The sequence below is a fragment of the Sphingomonas citricola genome (assembly GCF_019429535.1).
GTDB lineage: Bacteria > Pseudomonadota > Alphaproteobacteria > Sphingomonadales > Sphingomonadaceae > Sphingomonas > Sphingomonas citricola.
Genome location: NZ_JAHXZM010000001.1, coordinates 305,673 through 319,878, shown reverse-complemented (window position 1 = coordinate 319,878; position 14,206 = coordinate 305,673). Strand labels below are relative to the sequence as shown.

At 69.3% G+C, this 14,206-nt stretch carries 16 protein-coding genes; 9 read left to right on the top strand and 7 right to left on the bottom strand.

Annotation, left to right across the window (positions count from 1 at the left end; genetic code table 11):
* Window positions 1-8: 8 nt before the first annotated feature.
* Both KZ810_RS01515 and KZ810_RS01510 read right to left on the bottom strand, forming a co-directional pair.
* On the bottom strand, window positions 9-809 hold the full coding sequence (locus KZ810_RS01515; RefSeq protein ID WP_219767239.1) for a hypothetical protein: 801 nt from the start codon (window positions 807-809) through the stop codon (window positions 9-11).
* Between the two features lie 100 nt (window positions 810-909).
* Complete coding sequence (locus KZ810_RS01510) at window positions 910-1,941, bottom strand: NAD(P)H-dependent flavin oxidoreductase (RefSeq protein ID WP_219767238.1); 1,032 nt, start codon at window positions 1,939-1,941, stop codon at window positions 910-912.
* Between the two features lie 37 nt (window positions 1,942-1,978).
* Between KZ810_RS01510 and KZ810_RS01505 the strand changes: the two genes are divergently transcribed.
* Together KZ810_RS01505 and KZ810_RS01500 are read left to right on the top strand one after the other, a co-directional pair.
* On the top strand, window positions 1,979-2,395 hold the full coding sequence (locus KZ810_RS01505; protein WP_219767237.1) for a secondary thiamine-phosphate synthase enzyme YjbQ: 417 nt from the start codon (window positions 1,979-1,981) through the stop codon (window positions 2,393-2,395).
* Window positions 2,396-2,397: 2 nt separating this feature from the next.
* Window positions 2,398-2,838 carry a hypothetical protein gene (locus KZ810_RS01500; protein WP_219767236.1) on the top strand — a complete coding sequence of 147 codons (441 nt, stop codon included), beginning with the start codon at window positions 2,398-2,400 and terminating at the stop codon, window positions 2,836-2,838.
* Between the two features lie 22 nt (window positions 2,839-2,860).
* On the opposite strand, the gene KZ810_RS01495 is transcribed toward KZ810_RS01500, so the two are convergent.
* Window positions 2,861-4,129 carry an aspartate kinase gene (locus tag KZ810_RS01495; RefSeq protein WP_219767235.1) on the bottom strand — a complete coding sequence of 423 codons (1,269 nt, stop codon included), beginning with the start codon at window positions 4,127-4,129 and terminating at the stop codon, window positions 2,861-2,863.
* Between the two features lie 53 nt (window positions 4,130-4,182).
* On the opposite strand from KZ810_RS01495, the gene ubiG reads away from it, so the two are divergent.
* Window positions 4,183-4,995, top strand: coding sequence for a bifunctional 2-polyprenyl-6-hydroxyphenol methylase/3-demethylubiquinol 3-O-methyltransferase UbiG (ubiG, locus tag KZ810_RS01490; RefSeq protein ID WP_219767234.1), 813 nt, complete (start codon window positions 4,183-4,185; stop codon window positions 4,993-4,995).
* 73 nt (window positions 4,996-5,068) lie between these two features.
* Here the strand turns inward: ubiG and KZ810_RS01485 are convergent, their stop codons facing one another.
* Window positions 5,069-5,299 carry a hypothetical protein gene (locus KZ810_RS01485; protein WP_219767233.1) on the bottom strand — a complete coding sequence of 77 codons (231 nt, stop codon included), beginning with the start codon at window positions 5,297-5,299 and terminating at the stop codon, window positions 5,069-5,071.
* A gap of 156 nt (window positions 5,300-5,455) precedes the next feature.
* Here KZ810_RS01485 and KZ810_RS01480 point away from each other — a divergent pair, with 156 nt between their 5' ends.
* Both KZ810_RS01480 and KZ810_RS01475 read left to right on the top strand, forming a co-directional pair.
* On the top strand, window positions 5,456-7,273 hold the full coding sequence (locus tag KZ810_RS01480) for an ABCB family ABC transporter ATP-binding protein/permease (RefSeq protein ID WP_219767232.1): 1,818 nt from the start codon (window positions 5,456-5,458) through the stop codon (window positions 7,271-7,273).
* Window positions 7,274-7,430: 157 nt separating this feature from the next.
* Complete coding sequence (locus KZ810_RS01475; RefSeq protein WP_219767231.1) at window positions 7,431-9,680, top strand: M3 family metallopeptidase; 2,250 nt, start codon at window positions 7,431-7,433, stop codon at window positions 9,678-9,680.
* 49 nt (window positions 9,681-9,729) lie between these two features.
* On the opposite strand, the gene KZ810_RS01470 is transcribed toward KZ810_RS01475, so the two are convergent.
* Window positions 9,730-10,002, bottom strand: a complete 273-nt coding sequence (locus KZ810_RS01470) for a GNAT family N-acetyltransferase (protein WP_219767230.1) — start codon at window positions 10,000-10,002, stop codon at window positions 9,730-9,732.
* Window positions 10,003-10,106: 104 nt separating this feature from the next.
* Here KZ810_RS01470 and recQ point away from each other — a divergent pair, with 104 nt between their 5' ends.
* The 4 genes from recQ (at window position 10,107) to KZ810_RS01450 (ending at window position 13,085) form a co-directional block, all read left to right on the top strand.
* Complete coding sequence (gene recQ / locus KZ810_RS01465) at window positions 10,107-11,873, top strand: DNA helicase RecQ (protein WP_219767229.1); 1,767 nt, start codon at window positions 10,107-10,109, stop codon at window positions 11,871-11,873.
* A 128-nt stretch (window positions 11,874-12,001) separates the two neighbouring features.
* Window positions 12,002-12,448, top strand: coding sequence for a protein tyrosine phosphatase family protein (locus KZ810_RS01460; protein WP_219767228.1), 447 nt, complete (start codon window positions 12,002-12,004; stop codon window positions 12,446-12,448).
* A gap of 25 nt (window positions 12,449-12,473) precedes the next feature.
* Window positions 12,474-12,863, top strand: coding sequence for a hypothetical protein (locus KZ810_RS01455; protein ID WP_219767227.1), 390 nt, complete (start codon window positions 12,474-12,476; stop codon window positions 12,861-12,863).
* Window positions 12,864-12,914: 51 nt separating this feature from the next.
* Entirely contained in the window at window positions 12,915-13,085 is a 171-nt protein-coding gene (locus KZ810_RS01450) for a hypothetical protein (RefSeq protein WP_219767226.1), read from the top strand.
* A 15-nt stretch (window positions 13,086-13,100) separates the two neighbouring features.
* Here the strand turns inward: KZ810_RS01450 and KZ810_RS01445 are convergent, their stop codons facing one another.
* The gene (locus KZ810_RS01445) at window positions 13,101-13,934 is read right to left on the bottom strand and encodes a DMT family transporter (RefSeq protein ID WP_308461459.1); all 834 of its coding nucleotides are present in this window, start codon (window positions 13,932-13,934) and stop codon (window positions 13,101-13,103) included.
* Window positions 13,935-14,022: 88 nt separating this feature from the next.
* On the bottom strand, window positions 14,023-14,205 hold the full coding sequence (locus tag KZ810_RS01440) for a Flp family type IVb pilin (protein ID WP_219767225.1): 183 nt from the start codon (window positions 14,203-14,205) through the stop codon (window positions 14,023-14,025).
* Between the last annotated feature and the right edge of the window lies 1 nt (window position 14,206).

Sequence of the window (14,206 nt, the reverse complement as noted above, 5' to 3'; positions counted from 1 at the left end):
GCGCGGCTTCAGTTCAGCGCGGACGCGTCCACGTTGATCCGCGGCAGGTCCTTCGCCACCAGCGGCGTCGCGGTCGCCGCCGCGGGCACCGCCTGCGTCACCACCGACGCGCGCGGCGCGGCCCCCGGCACCGGCTGGACGGTCGCGACGGTCGCCACCACGGGTGCGGCGAGCGGTCGCGGCTGCACCGGCACCAGCGCCGCCTGCGTCCGCCACGCATCATAGGCGCGGAAGAAATCGTTGAACGGCTGGTCGAGCGCGACGAGCTGCGTCGCCGCGAATTGCGCGAATTCCGCCTCGGGCACCGCGGGTGCCGCCGCCAGCGCCTGTTTCGCCGCGGCGCAGAAGCCTGCGCGCGCGAAATCCTGCGACCAGTAATTGTAGAGCCGCGTCATCGCGTCGTCGTAACTGTCGCGCCAGTCGCCGCCGCGCGCCTTGAATTCGGCCGACAGGCTCGTCTCGGCCTTCGCCAGCACCGCTTTGCGCGCGGTCAGCATCGTATTGTACGCCGCCGTCGTTTGCGCTTCGTCGCCGTCGCGGCACGCGAGCGCGGCGACGTTCAGCGCGGTGCGCAGGTGCCACATCGTCGCGGCCTCGCTCAGCGCGCGATTGGGCGTCGCATAGCTGCCGTCCGCCATCCGCACCGGGATGATCATGCCGGGCCGCCCGCCCTTGGGCATCGGCGCCTGCACGACCGGTGGCGGCGGCAGCGTCGCGACCACCGGCGGCGGTGCGGCGACCTTCGCGCATCCGCCGAGCAGCGCGACGACGCCGACGACGGCGAGTTGATGGAGCGGCAACCTACGCATCACGAATCCTTCCGGCCCCCCGGCTAGAATCGTGGCCTACACCCGCAATGGTTAACGCGCGGTAATCATGCGGCGAAACGTGCGCGCCGCGCCGTCGGGTTCACGCCGCGCGCGCGCGCAGCGCGTCGGCCGCCTCGGTCATCAACTGCGCGATGATGTCGGCGATCGGCTCCTCGCGGGTCACCATCCCGACCGACTGGCCCGCCATCACGCTGCCGTGCTCGACGTCGCCGTCGATCACCGCGCGGCGCAACGCACCCGCCCAGTAATGCTCGATCTCGAGCTGCGCCTCGGCCATCGCGACCGCGTTCTCGTCCAGCCGCTGCGCGACCTCGCGCTGCTTGGCGGTGAACAGCTCGCCCCCCGCATTCTTCAACGCGCGCACCGGGATGACGGGCAACCGCGGATCGATCTGCACGCTCGCCACCGCATCCCTTGCCGACGCACGAATGAAGGCGCGCTTGAAATTCGGATGCGCGACGCACTCGGTCGCGCAGACGAAGCGCGTGCCGAGCTGCACCCCCGCCGCCCCCATGTCGAGATAGCCCGCGATCGCCTCGCCGCGCCCGATCCCGCCCGCCACGAAGACGGGCACCTTGTCCGCGATCTCGGGCAGCATCTCCTGCGCGAGCACGCTGGTGGAGACCGGGCCGATATGCCCGCCCGCTTCCATGCCCTCGATCACCAGCGCGTCGACGCCGCTGCGGATCAGCTTCTTCGCGAGCGCGAGCGTCGGCGCGAAACAGATGACCTTGGCCCCCGAAGCCTTGATCGCCTCGAGCGATCCCTTGGGCGGCAGTCCGCCCGCCAGCACGACGTGCCCGACGCCGTGGCGGGCACAGACCGCGATCAGCTCCTCCAGTTGCGGGTGCATCGTGATCAGGTTGACGCCGAACGGCCGCTCGGTCAGCGCCTGCGTGGCCGCAATCTCAGCGTCGAGCAGCGCGGGCGTCATCGCGCCGCACGCGATCACGCCGAACCCGCCCGCGTTCGACATCGCGGCGACCAGGTTGCGCTCCGACACCCACGACATCGCGCCCGCCATGATCGCGACCTTGGACCCGAGAAAGGCGCACCCGCGTTCCATGCGGCGGGACAGGCGATCGACGCCGACGGTATTCGTTTCGTTCATCGAACGGCTCTAGCCCGACTGGGCGCACGGAGAAAGCATGAAGCAGGCATCGGGCGAAGTCACCGTCAACACCCGCGGACAAGGGCTGGTCGAGATCACCGGCGAAGTAATGCGCTGGCTGGACGAGCAGGCGATCGAGACCGGCTTGCTGACGGTGTTCTGCCGCCACACCTCCGCCTCGCTCCTCATCAACGAGAACGCCGCCCCCGCAGTCCGCCGCGACATCCAGCGCTATTTCGCGCGAGTGGCGCCCGAGGCGCGCGACTACGAACACGACGACGAAGGCCCCGACGACATGCCCGCGCACCTGCGTACCGCGCTGACCGACGTGTCGCTCTCAATTCCGATCGCCCGCGGCGCGCCCGTGCTCGGCACGTGGCAGGGCATCTACCTGTTCGAACACCGCACCGCGCCCCACCGCCGCCGCGTCGCGCTCCACGTCATCGGGGAGTGAGCGTGCTCGCGCTGTTCGTCGCCGCCGCCGTGCCATCGGCGCTGCCGACGTGGCCGGTGATCGACCGGATCGAGCATCGCATCACGCTTCCGCACGGCGCGAAGCCGCTCGTCACCTACGCGCGGCATTACGCGATGAGCGCGCCCGATACCGTCACTGCGATCTATATCGTGCCCGAGCCGATCCACGTCGTGCGGCCGGACGAGTGCGAGGAGATGACCGCCGACTTCGGCTCGCGCCCATGCGATCCCGCCGACGTCGCGCGATCGAACCGCGAAGCGGTGCAGGCGGCCGCGCGCGCGGCGAAACCCGGCGAGCGACGACGCTACCGTCGCGTCGACGACATGCCTTATGTCAGCGACGGTGGCTGCACGCAGATCAACGTCCGCTACCGCCCCTCGACCGGCGCGTTTCTTTACGTCGGGTGCAACGGCCGGGGTTGATCGATCGGCGACCGCCCCGCCCCTACGCCGCCTCCGCGTCCAGCCCGTAGGCGGTGTGCAGCACGCGCACCGCCAGCTCGGTCTCGTCCTCGTGGATCAGCACGCTGACCTTGATCTCGCTGGTCGAGATCGCGAGGATGTTGATCCCGCGCGCGCCCAGCGTCTCGAACATCGTGGACGCGACGCCGGCGTGGCTGCGCATCCCGACGCCAACGACGCTGATCTTCGCGACGCGCGTGTCGTGGATCAACTCGCCGAACCCGATCTCGGCGCGCGCCTGGTTGAGCGCCTCGATCGAACGCGGCAGGTCGGCCGACGGCACGGTAAAAGTGACGTCGGTCGCGCTCGCCGACCCGCTGCTCCTGTGCGCGATGTTCTGGATGATCATGTCGACGTTGATGCTCGCCGCCGACAGCGGCGCGAAGATCGCCGCGACCGACCCCGGCTTGTCGGGCACGCCCGTCAACGTGATCTTGGCCTCGTTCTTGTCGTGTGCGATGCCGGTGATGAGCTGGCGTTCCACGTCTTCGATCTCCTCTTCGCCCACGATCATCGTGCCGGGCAATGTATCCGCCGCGGGTGCATCCTCGCCGGTCAGCGACGACAGCACCTGGACGCGCACCTGTTCCTTCATCGCGAGCCCGACCGAGCGCGTCTGCAACACCTTCGCGCCGACCGAGGCGAGCTCGAGCATCTCCTCGTACGTCACCTGCCTGAGCTTGCGCGCGCGCGGCACGATCCTGGGGTCGGTCGTATAGACGCCGTCGACGTCGGTGTAGATGTCGCAGCGGTCCGCCTTCATTGCCGCCGCGACCGCGACTGCCGACGTGTCCGACCCACCACGCCCCAGCGTTGTGATCCGACCCTCTTCGCTCACGCCCTGGAACCCCGGGATCACCGCGACCTCGCCCGCCGACAGGCTCGCGTTCAGCGCCTCGGTATCGATTTCGCCGATCCGCGCCTTGGCGAACGCCTGGTCGGTGTGGATCGGCAATTGCCACCCCAGCCACGACCGCGCACTGACCCCGATCGCCTGCAGCGCGATCGCGAGCAGCCCGCTCGTCACCTGCTCGCCCGAGGCGACCACCACGTCATATTCGCGCGGATCGTAGAGCGGCGACGCCTCGCGGCAGAACCCCACCAGCCGATCGGTCTCGCCCGCCATCGCGGAGACGACCACCGCCACCTCGTTGCCCGCCTCGACCTCGCGTTTGACGCGGCGTGCGACCGAACGGATGCGCTCGATGCCTGCCATCGAGGTGCCGCCGAACTTCATCACGATGCGCGCCATGCCGCTGGTCCAAACGCCTTGGGGTAAGAGGGCGGTCCTGATAGGGTCGCCCCATGACGACCGCAACCGTAACAACCGCGACGACCTCCGCACCCGTCCACGCATCGGTGATCGACCGCGAGGCGGCGCATTTCGGGCGCATGGCGGCTGAATGGTGGGATCCGAAGGGGTCGTCGGCGATGCTCCATCGCCTGAACCCGGTGCGGTTGAGATACATCCGCCAGCGCGTCGACAGCCACTGGGATCTCGATGACCAGAGCTTTCAGCCATTGCGCGGGCGCCGCGTGCTCGACGTCGGCTGCGGCGCCGGGCTGCTCGCCGAACCGCTCGCGCGTCTGGGCGCGCACGTCACCGCGATCGACGCCGCGGGGGAGAGCATCTCGGTCGCGCGCGACCACGCCGCGCGTCGCGGCCTGACAATCGACTACCGCGTCGGCGGGGTCGAGGCAGCGGCGGGCGAGCGCTTCGATCTCGTCACCTCGATGGAGGTGGTCGAGCACGTGTCCGACCCCGCCGCGTTCGTCCGCGACCTCGGTGACGCGGTCGCGCCCGGCGGGCTGCTCGTCATGTCGACGCCCAACCGCACCTGGCTCACCCGCCTCGCGCTGGTCGAGGGAGCGGAGCGTACCGGCATCATCCCGCGCGGCACGCACGACTGGGACAGGTTCCTGACCCCCGACGAACTCGCCGCCATGATCGGTGACACCGGGCTAGCGGTCATCGACACCACCGGCCTGACCCTGTCCGCCGCCGGCTTCGCGCTCGGCCAGTCGACCACGCTCGATTATTTCATGACGGCGCGCCGCGACGCGGCCGACGAGGGTCACCAGCCGCCGGTCGTCGTCATCCCAAATCCGGCCGCATGACCGAACGAATGATTATTGAAAGACCGTAGCGAGGGCGAGTTACAGCAATTCTGGAAAAGCCGCTGACCTCGCCTCAGCCGCGCGAGCCCTTGCCCGCGACCTTGACCCACTGCTGCCCGTTCGAGCGGCAGGTCGCGCTGATGACCGGAAACGACAGATCGTTGTTGCGGGCGAGCGCGGCGGGCATCGCCGCCTGGCATTGCGCGACCGTGCTGTAGCGGACGGGATCGACTCGCGCCTCGGTGCACGCCGTGTTCGCGTCGCCGCACCCCATGATCGCCATGACGAAGAACGCAGCTTCCATGATCCGCCCTTTCCTACGTCGTTCAAAACGCAGGGTTAGTAGAGCGGTTCCATCTGTACTATTGACAAGCGTCGCGGCTTGCGCCGGTTCGGATCGATCACCCGCTTCGGATACGCGCATTGACGCCGGCACCCACGCGCACGACATCGCGGCGTAATGCCTCCCCAAGCCCCCACCACCACCGGCACCGAGCGTCCGCTGCTGCCGACGATCCGCCGCTTCCTCCCCGATCTCTGGCCCGGCGACGCGCCCGGAATGAAGCTGCGCGTCGCGGGCGCGATGGCGCTCGTCGTCGCGTCGAAACTCGTCCAGGTCTATGGCGCGCCTTTCGCGCTCCAGGGCGCGATCGACGGGATGGGAGTCGCCACCACCCCCGTCTCGCTCGTCATACTGCTGATCCTCGGCTACGCCGCCGCGCGTTTCGGCTCGACGCTGTTCGACAATCTGCGCAACACCGTGTTCGAGCGCGTCGGACAGGAGGCGACCCGCCGCCTCGCCGCGCGCGTCTTCCGCCACCTCCACCAGCTATCGCTGCGGTTCCACCTCGAACGCCGCACCGGTGCGGTGACCAAGGTGGTCGAGCGCGGGACCAAGAGCATCGACACGATGCTCTACTTCCTCCTGTTCAACATCGCGCCGACGATCCTCGAACTTGGCCTCGTGCTCGGCATCTTCTGGGTCAAGTTCGGCTGGCCGCTCGTCGCCGCGACCCTGGTGATGGTCGCGGTCTATATCTGGTTCACGCGCATGGTCACTGACTGGCGGTCGTCCCTGCGCGAACGGATGAACGACCTCGACACCGGCGCGGTCGCACACGCGGTCGACTCGCTCCTGAACTTCGAGACGGTGAAATATTTCGGCGCGGAGGAGCGCGAGGCACGCCGCTACGACAATGCGATGCGCTCCTACGCCGATGCCGCGGTCAAGTCTGAGAACAGCCTCGCGTGGCTGAACGTCGGACAGGCATTCATCACCAACCTGATGCTCGGCGCCGGCATGGCGTACGTCGCCTGGGGCTGGAGCCAGGGACGCTTCACCGCGGGCAACGTCGTGCTCGTCTCGACGCTCCTGTCGCAGCTGTTCCGCCCGCTCGACCTCCTCGGCATGGTCTATCGCACGATCCGCCAGGGGGTGATCGACATGGGCGCGATGTTCGACCTGATTGACACGCCGTCCGAGGTCACCGACGCCCCCGCCGCGCAACCGCTGTCGGTCGCCCGCGGCCACGTCCGCTTCGAGAACGTCCGCTTCGGCTACGACGCCGACATGCCGATCCTGAAGGGAATCGACCTCGACGTTGCGGCCGGCAGCACCGTCGCGGTCGTCGGCCCCTCGGGTGCCGGCAAGTCGACGCTCGCGCGGCTGATTTACCGTTTCTACGACCTGACCGGCGGGCGCATCACGATCGACGGGCAGGATATCGCAGGCGTGACGCAGGCGTCCTTGCGCGCCGCGATCGGCATCGTGCCGCAGGACACCGTGCTGTTCAACGACACGATCGGCTACAACATCGCCTACGGCCGCGCCGACGCGACTGAGGCCGAGATCGAGGGTGCGGCGAAGGGCGCGGCGATCGCGGGCTTCATCGAACGCCAGCCCGACGGTTACGCGACGCGCGTCGGCGAACGCGGGCTGAAACTGTCGGGCGGCGAGAAGCAGCGCGTCGCGATCGCGCGCACCCTGCTCAAGAACCCGCCGGTCCTGATCCTCGACGAGGCGACCAGCGCGCTCGACAGCCGCACCGAGGCGGAGATCATGGACACGCTCGAGGCGATCGAGCGCGGGCGCACCACCATCGTCATCGCGCACCGCCTCTCCACGATCGTCCACGCCGACCAGATCGTCGTGCTCGAGGCCGGGCAGATCGTCGAGCGCGGCACCCATGCCGAACTGCTCCGCCGCGGCGGGCTCTACGCGGAAATGTGGGAGCGGCAGGCGAACGAGCGCGAGGAGGCCGAGGCCGAGGCGGCGTGACGCCCACCCGCCAAACGCGCCCCGCCGGGCGGAGCCGCCGCGTTCACCGCGCCGTCAGCCGCCTTGCCCTAATCGCCCGGCCACGTCGCGCACGCCCTTGAAGCCCGCCGCCCCCGGGTGCATCACGCGCACCATACACGCCCCAAGAGGAACCACGATGCGTCTTCTCGCTGCCACTGCCCTGATGACCCTGATGTCGACCACCGCGATCGCCCAGACGACGCCCGCCCCTGCCGCTGCGTCCGCGAACACCACGCTGCCCGCGTCCAACCCGTTCGCGGCAGTCAGCACCCTGCCGCTCCAGGCGCCGCCGTTCGACCGTATCAAGAGCACCGACTACGCGCCCGCGCTGCTTGCCGGGATGGCGCAGCAGCGCGCCGAGATCAACGCGATCACCCGCGCCCGCTCGGCCCCGACGTTCGAGAACACGATCGCCGCGATGGAGCGCTCAGGCCGCCTGCTCGAACGCGCCAGCATGGCGTTCTACGGCGTCGTCGGCGCGAACACCGACGATACCTTGCAAAAGACGCAGGCCGATCTCGCGCCGAAGTTCGCCGCGCATCAGGACGCGATCAACCTCGACCCCGCGCTCTTCGCGCGCGTGAAGACGCTCTACGACCAGCGCCAGTCGCTCCGCCTCGACCCCGAGCAGTTGCAGGTCCTGACGCTCACCTACGAAGGCATGGTCCGCGCCGGCGCGCAGCTCTCGGCGGCTGACAAGCAGACGCTCAGCCAGTACAACAGCCAGCTCTCGACGCTGGAAACCGCGTTCCAGCAGAAGCTGCTCGCCGCCGCCAAGGCAGGCGCGCTCGTCGTTGACGACAAGGCGAAGCTCGCCGGTCTGTCCGACGCGGAGATCGCCGCCGCCGCCGATGCCGCCAAGGCGCGCGGAATGGCGGGCAAGTACGTGCTGACGCTCCAGAACACGACCCAGCAGCCCGAACTCGCCACCATGAAGGACCGCGCGACGCGCGAGGCGCTGTTCAACGCGAGCTGGACCCGCGCCAGCCGCGGCGACGCCAACGACACGCGCGACACGATCGCGCAGATCGCGTTGCTCCGCGCGCAGAAGGCGAAGCTGCTCGGCTTCCCGACCTGGGCCGATTACGTCCTCCAGGACCAGATGGCGAAGAATCCCAAGACCGCGCTCGGCTTCATGCAGCAGCTCGGAACCCCGGTCGCCGCCGAGCAGCGCCGCGAGGCCGCCGAGCTCCAGGCGCAGATCAAGGCGACCGGCGGCAATTTTCAGCTCAAGCCCTGGGACTGGGACTTCTATTCCGAACAGGTCCGCAAGGCGAAGTACGACCTCAACCAGGACGAGCTGAAGCCCTATTTCGAGATCAACAAGGTGCTGACCGACGGCGTGTTCTACGCCGCCAACCAGCTCTACGGCCTGAACTTCAAGCGTCGCACCGACATCCCCGTCTATCAGAATGACGTGATGGTCTACGAAGTGACCGAGGAAAATGGCGCAGTCGTCGGCCTGATGTATTTCGACTATTGGAAGCGCGACAACAAGAACGGCGGCGCGTGGATGTCGAACTTCGTCAACCAGTCGCGGCTGAACGGCACCAAGCCCGTCATCTACAACGTCGCCAACTTCACCAAGCCGTCGGCGGGCCAGCCCGCGCTGATCAGCTTCGACGATGTGACGACGATGTTCCACGAATTCGGCCACGCGCTGCACGGCCTGTTCGCCAACCAGACCTATCCCAGCGTCTCGGGCACCAACACCGCGCGCGACTTCGTCGAATTTCCGTCGCAGTTCAACGAACACTGGGCGCTCGATCCCAAGGTGCTCCCGCACTATGCGGTCAATTACAAGACCGGCGCGGTGATCCCGCAGGCACTCGTCGACAAGATTAAGCGCGCGGGTACGTTCAACTCAGGGTACTCGTTCGGCGAGGCGCTCGCCGCGGCCGAGATGGACATGAGCTGGCACTCGCTGACCGCTGCGCAGGGCAAGCAGAACGCCGACCAGTTCGAGCAACAGGCGCTCGCCGCCACCGGGCTCGACGTCGCCGACGTGCCGCCGCGCTACCGCTCGCCCTATTTCCTCCACATCTGGGGCAACGGCTACTCGGCGGGCTATTACGCCTACAGCTGGACCAAGATGCTGAGCGCGAACGCGTTCAACTGGTTCGAGCAGAACGGCGGCATGACGCGCGCCAACGGCCAGCGTTTCCGCGACATGATCCTGTCGAAGGGTCACACGATGGATTACGCGCCGATGTTCCGCGCCTTCAACGGTGCCGACCCGCAGGTCGCCCCGCTGCTGAAGGACCTGGGCCTGAATGCCGACGGTTCGCGCATCGCGGCCGACGGCGGCGCGGTCCCGGTCAGCGACGGCACGGTTCCCGCGGCCCCCTCCGCGAAGCCCGCGGCACCGGCCAAGACGGGCAAGTAACCGCCCGCGCCGCGTTTCCCCTCCCGTCCGCGGGAGGGGGGACGCGCGCTTACCCCAGCATGTCGCGCGTCTCGGGGTGCTTCTCCATATACGCCCGCACGAAGCGGCATTGCGGCACCACCTTCAATCCGCGGTCGCGCGCCGAATCGAGCGCCGCCTGGATCAGCTTCGACGCGACCCCGCGCCCCTCGATCTCCGCCGGCACCTCGGTATGGGTGAAGACGATCGTGTCCCCCTCCAGCTGATACGCCGCGACCGCGCGATATCCGTCCACGGTCAGCTCGAATTCCTGCTCGGCCTTGTTGTCGATCACGCTCTTCATGTCGGCTCCATTGGTCGCGGGCGCACGCCCGCTTCGTCGCGAGGCCCAACGCCCCGCCCCGCTCGCCTGTTGCGCGAAAGACCCGCAATACCGATAGGGACCGGGTGAACGATCCCCGGACCGAATTACAGCGCATCTTCGGCTTTCCCGACTTCCGCGGCGTCCAGCGGCAGGTGGTCGACCGCACGCTCGCCGGACAACGCACGCTCGCCGTCATGCCGACGGGCGCGGGCAAGTCGCTGACCTACCAGCTTCCCGCCGCGATGCTGCCGGGCACCTGCGTCGTCGTGTCGCCGCTGATCGCACTGATGCACGACCAATTGCGCGCCGCGCAAGCCGTCGGCCTCACCGCTGCGACGCTCACCAGCGTCGACGAAAACCGCGCCGAGACGATGCAGCGGTTCCGCGACGGCCAGCTCGACCTGCTCTACGTCGCCCCCGAACGCGCCTCGAACGCGAGCTTCCGCGACCTGCTCTCCGCTGCGCCGCTCGCATTGTTCGCGATCGACGAGGCGCACTGCGTCAGCGAGTGGGGGCACGATTTCCGCCCCGACTACCGCCTCTTGCGCCCGCTGCTCGACAGCTTTCCCGACGTGCCGCGCCTCGCGCTCACCGCGACCGCCGACGCGCACACCCGCGCCGACATCCTCGAACAGCTCGGCATCCCGGCCGAGGGGATGATCGTCGCGGGCTTCGACCGCCCCAACATCCGCTACACGATCCAGCCGAAGGACAATCTCACCCGCCAGATCGCCGACGTGGTGCGCGACACGCGCGGCCCCGGCATCGTCTACGTCCAGACGCGCGCCGCGACCGAGAAGATGGCCGCCGCGCTCGCCGCCACCGGCCGCCCGACGCGCGCCTATCACGCCGGCCTCGACCCCGCGATCCGCGCGAAGAACCAGCGCGATTTCGTCGCGTCGGAGGACATGGTGATGTGCGCGACCGTCGCGTTCGGCATGGGCATCGACAAGCCCGACGTCCGCTTCGTCGCGCACGCCGGACTGCCCAAGTCGATCGAGGCCTATTACCAGGAAACCGGCCGCGCGGGCCGAGACGGCGACCCGTCGGTCGCGCATATGTTCTGGGGCGCGGAGGATTTCGCGCGCGCGCGGCAACGCATCGCCGAAATGGAGCCAGAGCGGCACGCGGGCGAGCGTCAGCGCCTCGCCAGCCTCGGCGCGCTGGTCGAGACCGCGGGCTGCCGCCGCGCGATCCTCCTGCGCCACTTCGGCGAGAACCCGCCGCCCACCTGCGGCAATTGCGACAATTGCCTCTCCCCCCCGCGCTCGACCGACGCGACCGAGGTCGCGCGCAAATATCTCTCGGCGGTGTTCCGCACCGGCCAGATGTTCGGCATGGGCTATATCGAGAGCGTGCTGACCGCGAAGTCGAGCGAGCGCAGCCTGATGAACGGGCACGAGCAGCTATCGGTCTGGGGCATCGTCGACGGCGACGACGCCGCGCTCCTCAAACCCGTCGGGCGCGCCCTCCTGCTGCGCGACGCGCTGCGCACCAACGAACACGGCGGGCTCGAATTCGGCCCCGGCGCGCGTGCGATCCTGAAAGGCGAGGCCGACGTCGCGCTGCTCGAAGCGCCCGCGCGCCCGAAACGCCGCCGCGGCGCCGGCTCGGGCACCGCCAACCCGACCGACGATCCGCTGTTCGAGGCACTGCGCGCGCGCCGCCGCGATCTCGCCAAGGAACAGGGCGTGCCCCCCTACGTCATCTTCCACGATTCGGTGCTGCGCGAGATGGCCGAGGCGCGCCCGCGCGACGCCTGGGCGCTCGGGCGCATCACCGGCATCGGCCAGCGCAAGCTCGACGCCTACGGCGACGCCTTCCTCGAGGTCATCCGCGACCAGGGGTGAGCGTCGGGCACATCGACCGCGCCGGCGCGGGCGCGGCGGGGGCGAAAAGTCACACACGCGGTCATTTCCTCACCTGCCCCCCACGCACCCCCGTGACGCCTGCCCCGCCATCGCCTATCGCCCCGCGCATGGACATCCGCCGCATCGACGCGCGCATCGCCGTCTCGCCCCAGATCGACCCCGCCGACATCCCCGCGATCAAGGCCGCGGGCTTTGCCGCGATCGTCAACAACCGCCCCGATGGCGAGGAAGCCGGCCAGCCGTCGGGCGACGCGATCCGCGCCGCGGCTGAGGACGCCGGGCTCGCCTACACCGCGATCCCCGTCACCCACGCCGGATTCTCACACCCGCAGGTCGCCGCGATGATCGACGCGATGCATCAGGCGAACGGCCCGGTGCTCGCTTACTGTCGCTCGGGCACGCGCTCGTGCAATCTCTGGGCGATCGCCGCCGCGGGGCTCGGTGAGGATCAGGACGACCTCGTCGCCAAGGGCGCGGGCGCGGGCTACGACCTGAACGGCCTGCGTCCGCTGATGGACGCGGTGTCGCCCGACCGGGGTGACGGCGCGCAGTGATCCCTCATCTGCGAGGCGCGGCGTGATGCTGCGATTCGGCCGCACCAACCGCCTGCTGCGCTCCCCCGACGAGGTGATCGACGCGATCGCCGAGACGAACGTCGCCTTCGCCGCGATCGACGCGCTCGTCTCGAACGACGGGCGCGCAGGCCTCGCGATCGACGCGCGCGGCGGCGTGCTCGCGATCCGGCTGCGCGGCGCGCGCGCGATCGCTCAGGCGCTTCCCTGGACCGCGCTACGCCAGACGGTCGAGGGGATCGTCGTCGAGGGCGATCGCCGTTTCGGCACCGTCACGCTGATCGGCATCACCGCGCTCGACGTCCGCCGCCTCGGCCAGCCCGAATACGCCCCCGAGGCCGGTACTCACGACCTCGAACCAAAGTCCGAGCACAGCCCCGAACACACCGGCGCGTAACCTTCCACGCTTCCTGCGCGTTCACCACGCGACAATCAGGAGAGCAGTACGATGGCGAGCGCACCCGACCCCCTCCCCGATCACGGCGAGCGCGATCCCGACCAGACCGGCGTCACCCCGACCGAGGCCGATCCGATCGCGCATCCCGAACAGCCGCCGATGGACGACGATCCCTCCGGCCTGCCCGATGCCGAGGCCGACCAGCTCGGCGATTTCGCCTGACCGCGCGCGCGGTGCTCATCCCAGCAGGATCAGCGCCGCCCCGCCCACGATCGACGCGACCGCCGCGACGCGATGCATGGTCAGTGGCTCGCCCAGCGCGAACACCCCGATCAGCATTGCGGTGACCATCCCCGTCTCGCGGAGCGCGGCGAGCGGCGCGGTCGGCCCGGTCGCGAGCGCTAAGAGCGCCGCGCAGTAGGTCACAATCGACAGCGCCCCCGCCACCGCGCCCGCGCGCCACTGCGGCGCGATCGCCGCGACGATCGCCCCGCGCGACGCGATCGCGAACATGCCCGCGACGCCCAGCCCCATTGCGACGAACAGCCACACGATATAGCCCGACCGCGTCGGTGCCGCGCGCACCCCGTGCGCGTCGATCACGGTATAGGCCGCGATCATCACCCCGGTCAGCAGCGACCAGCCGAGCGCACCGCGCGACAGGTGCCGCCCCGCGACGAGCAGCAGCATCGCGGCGCCGATGATCGCGATTCCCGCGACCTGCGCTCCCCGAACGGCGTCGCCCAGCGCCACGATCGTCACGATCGCGGTCACGACGGGCGCGGTGCCGCGCAGGATCGGATAGGCCGCGCTCAGGTCCGCGGTCTCGTACGCGCGCACCAACGCGTAGAGATAGACCAGATGCGTCGCGACGCTCGCCGCCAGCCACCACCCCGCACCCGCGGGCCAGGCGACGAAGGGCAGCGCGGGCAACAGGATCACCGCACTCGCGCCATCGGTCAGCGCGCGCGACGCCATCTTGTCGCGCCCGCTCTTGATGATCGCATTGACGACCGCGTGGACCGAGCCCGAGGCGATCATCAGCACAGCGGCGAGGGCGAACGGCGTCACAGCTCCCACCGTGCCACCGCCCGCGCCGCGCGTCATCGCGTATGTGATCGCGCGCGTTTCCGGGCGCGCGCCCGCGCGTCGCTCTCCGTCAGACGGCCTTGGCGGTGCCGTCGCGCATCTTGGTCTGCGCCTTGGTGAAGGTGGTCTGCAACTGATTGCCCAGTCCCTGCATCGCCACGATCGCGGCCACCGCGATCAACGCCGCGATCAGGCCATATTCGATCGCGGTCGCACCGCGGTTGTTACGAAGAAGCGCGAGGAAATAGGTCATG

What these genes read in the sequence shown, in the direction of transcription:
- KZ810_RS01515 (WP_219767239.1), bottom strand. Translation starts at nt 809, where the DNA reads ATGCGTAGGTTGCCGCTCCATCAACTCGCCGTCGTCGGCGTCGTCGCG.
- KZ810_RS01510 (WP_219767238.1), bottom strand. Translation starts at nt 1,941, where the DNA reads ATGAACGAAACGAATACCGTCGGCGTCGATCGCCTGTCCCGCCGCATG.
- KZ810_RS01505 (WP_219767237.1), top strand. Translation starts at nt 1,979, where the DNA reads ATGAAGCAGGCATCGGGCGAAGTCACCGTCAACACCCGCGGACAAGGG.
- KZ810_RS01495 (WP_219767235.1), bottom strand. Translation starts at nt 4,129, where the DNA reads ATGGCGCGCATCGTGATGAAGTTCGGCGGCACCTCGATGGCAGGCATC.
- ubiG (WP_219767234.1), top strand. Translation starts at nt 4,183, where the DNA reads ATGACGACCGCAACCGTAACAACCGCGACGACCTCCGCACCCGTCCAC.
- KZ810_RS01485 (WP_219767233.1), bottom strand. Translation starts at nt 5,299, where the DNA reads ATGGAAGCTGCGTTCTTCGTCATGGCGATCATGGGGTGCGGCGACGCG.
- KZ810_RS01480 (WP_219767232.1), top strand. Translation starts at nt 5,456, where the DNA reads ATGCCTCCCCAAGCCCCCACCACCACCGGCACCGAGCGTCCGCTGCTG.
- KZ810_RS01475 (WP_219767231.1), top strand. Translation starts at nt 7,431, where the DNA reads ATGCGTCTTCTCGCTGCCACTGCCCTGATGACCCTGATGTCGACCACC.
- KZ810_RS01470 (WP_219767230.1), bottom strand. Translation starts at nt 10,002, where the DNA reads ATGAAGAGCGTGATCGACAACAAGGCCGAGCAGGAATTCGAGCTGACC.
- KZ810_RS01460 (WP_219767228.1), top strand. Translation starts at nt 12,002, where the DNA reads ATGGACATCCGCCGCATCGACGCGCGCATCGCCGTCTCGCCCCAGATC.
- KZ810_RS01455 (WP_219767227.1), top strand. Translation starts at nt 12,474, where the DNA reads ATGCTGCGATTCGGCCGCACCAACCGCCTGCTGCGCTCCCCCGACGAG.
- KZ810_RS01450 (WP_219767226.1), top strand. Translation starts at nt 12,915, where the DNA reads ATGGCGAGCGCACCCGACCCCCTCCCCGATCACGGCGAGCGCGATCCC.
- KZ810_RS01440 (WP_219767225.1), bottom strand. Translation starts at nt 14,205, where the DNA reads ATGACCTATTTCCTCGCGCTTCTTCGTAACAACCGCGGTGCGACCGCG.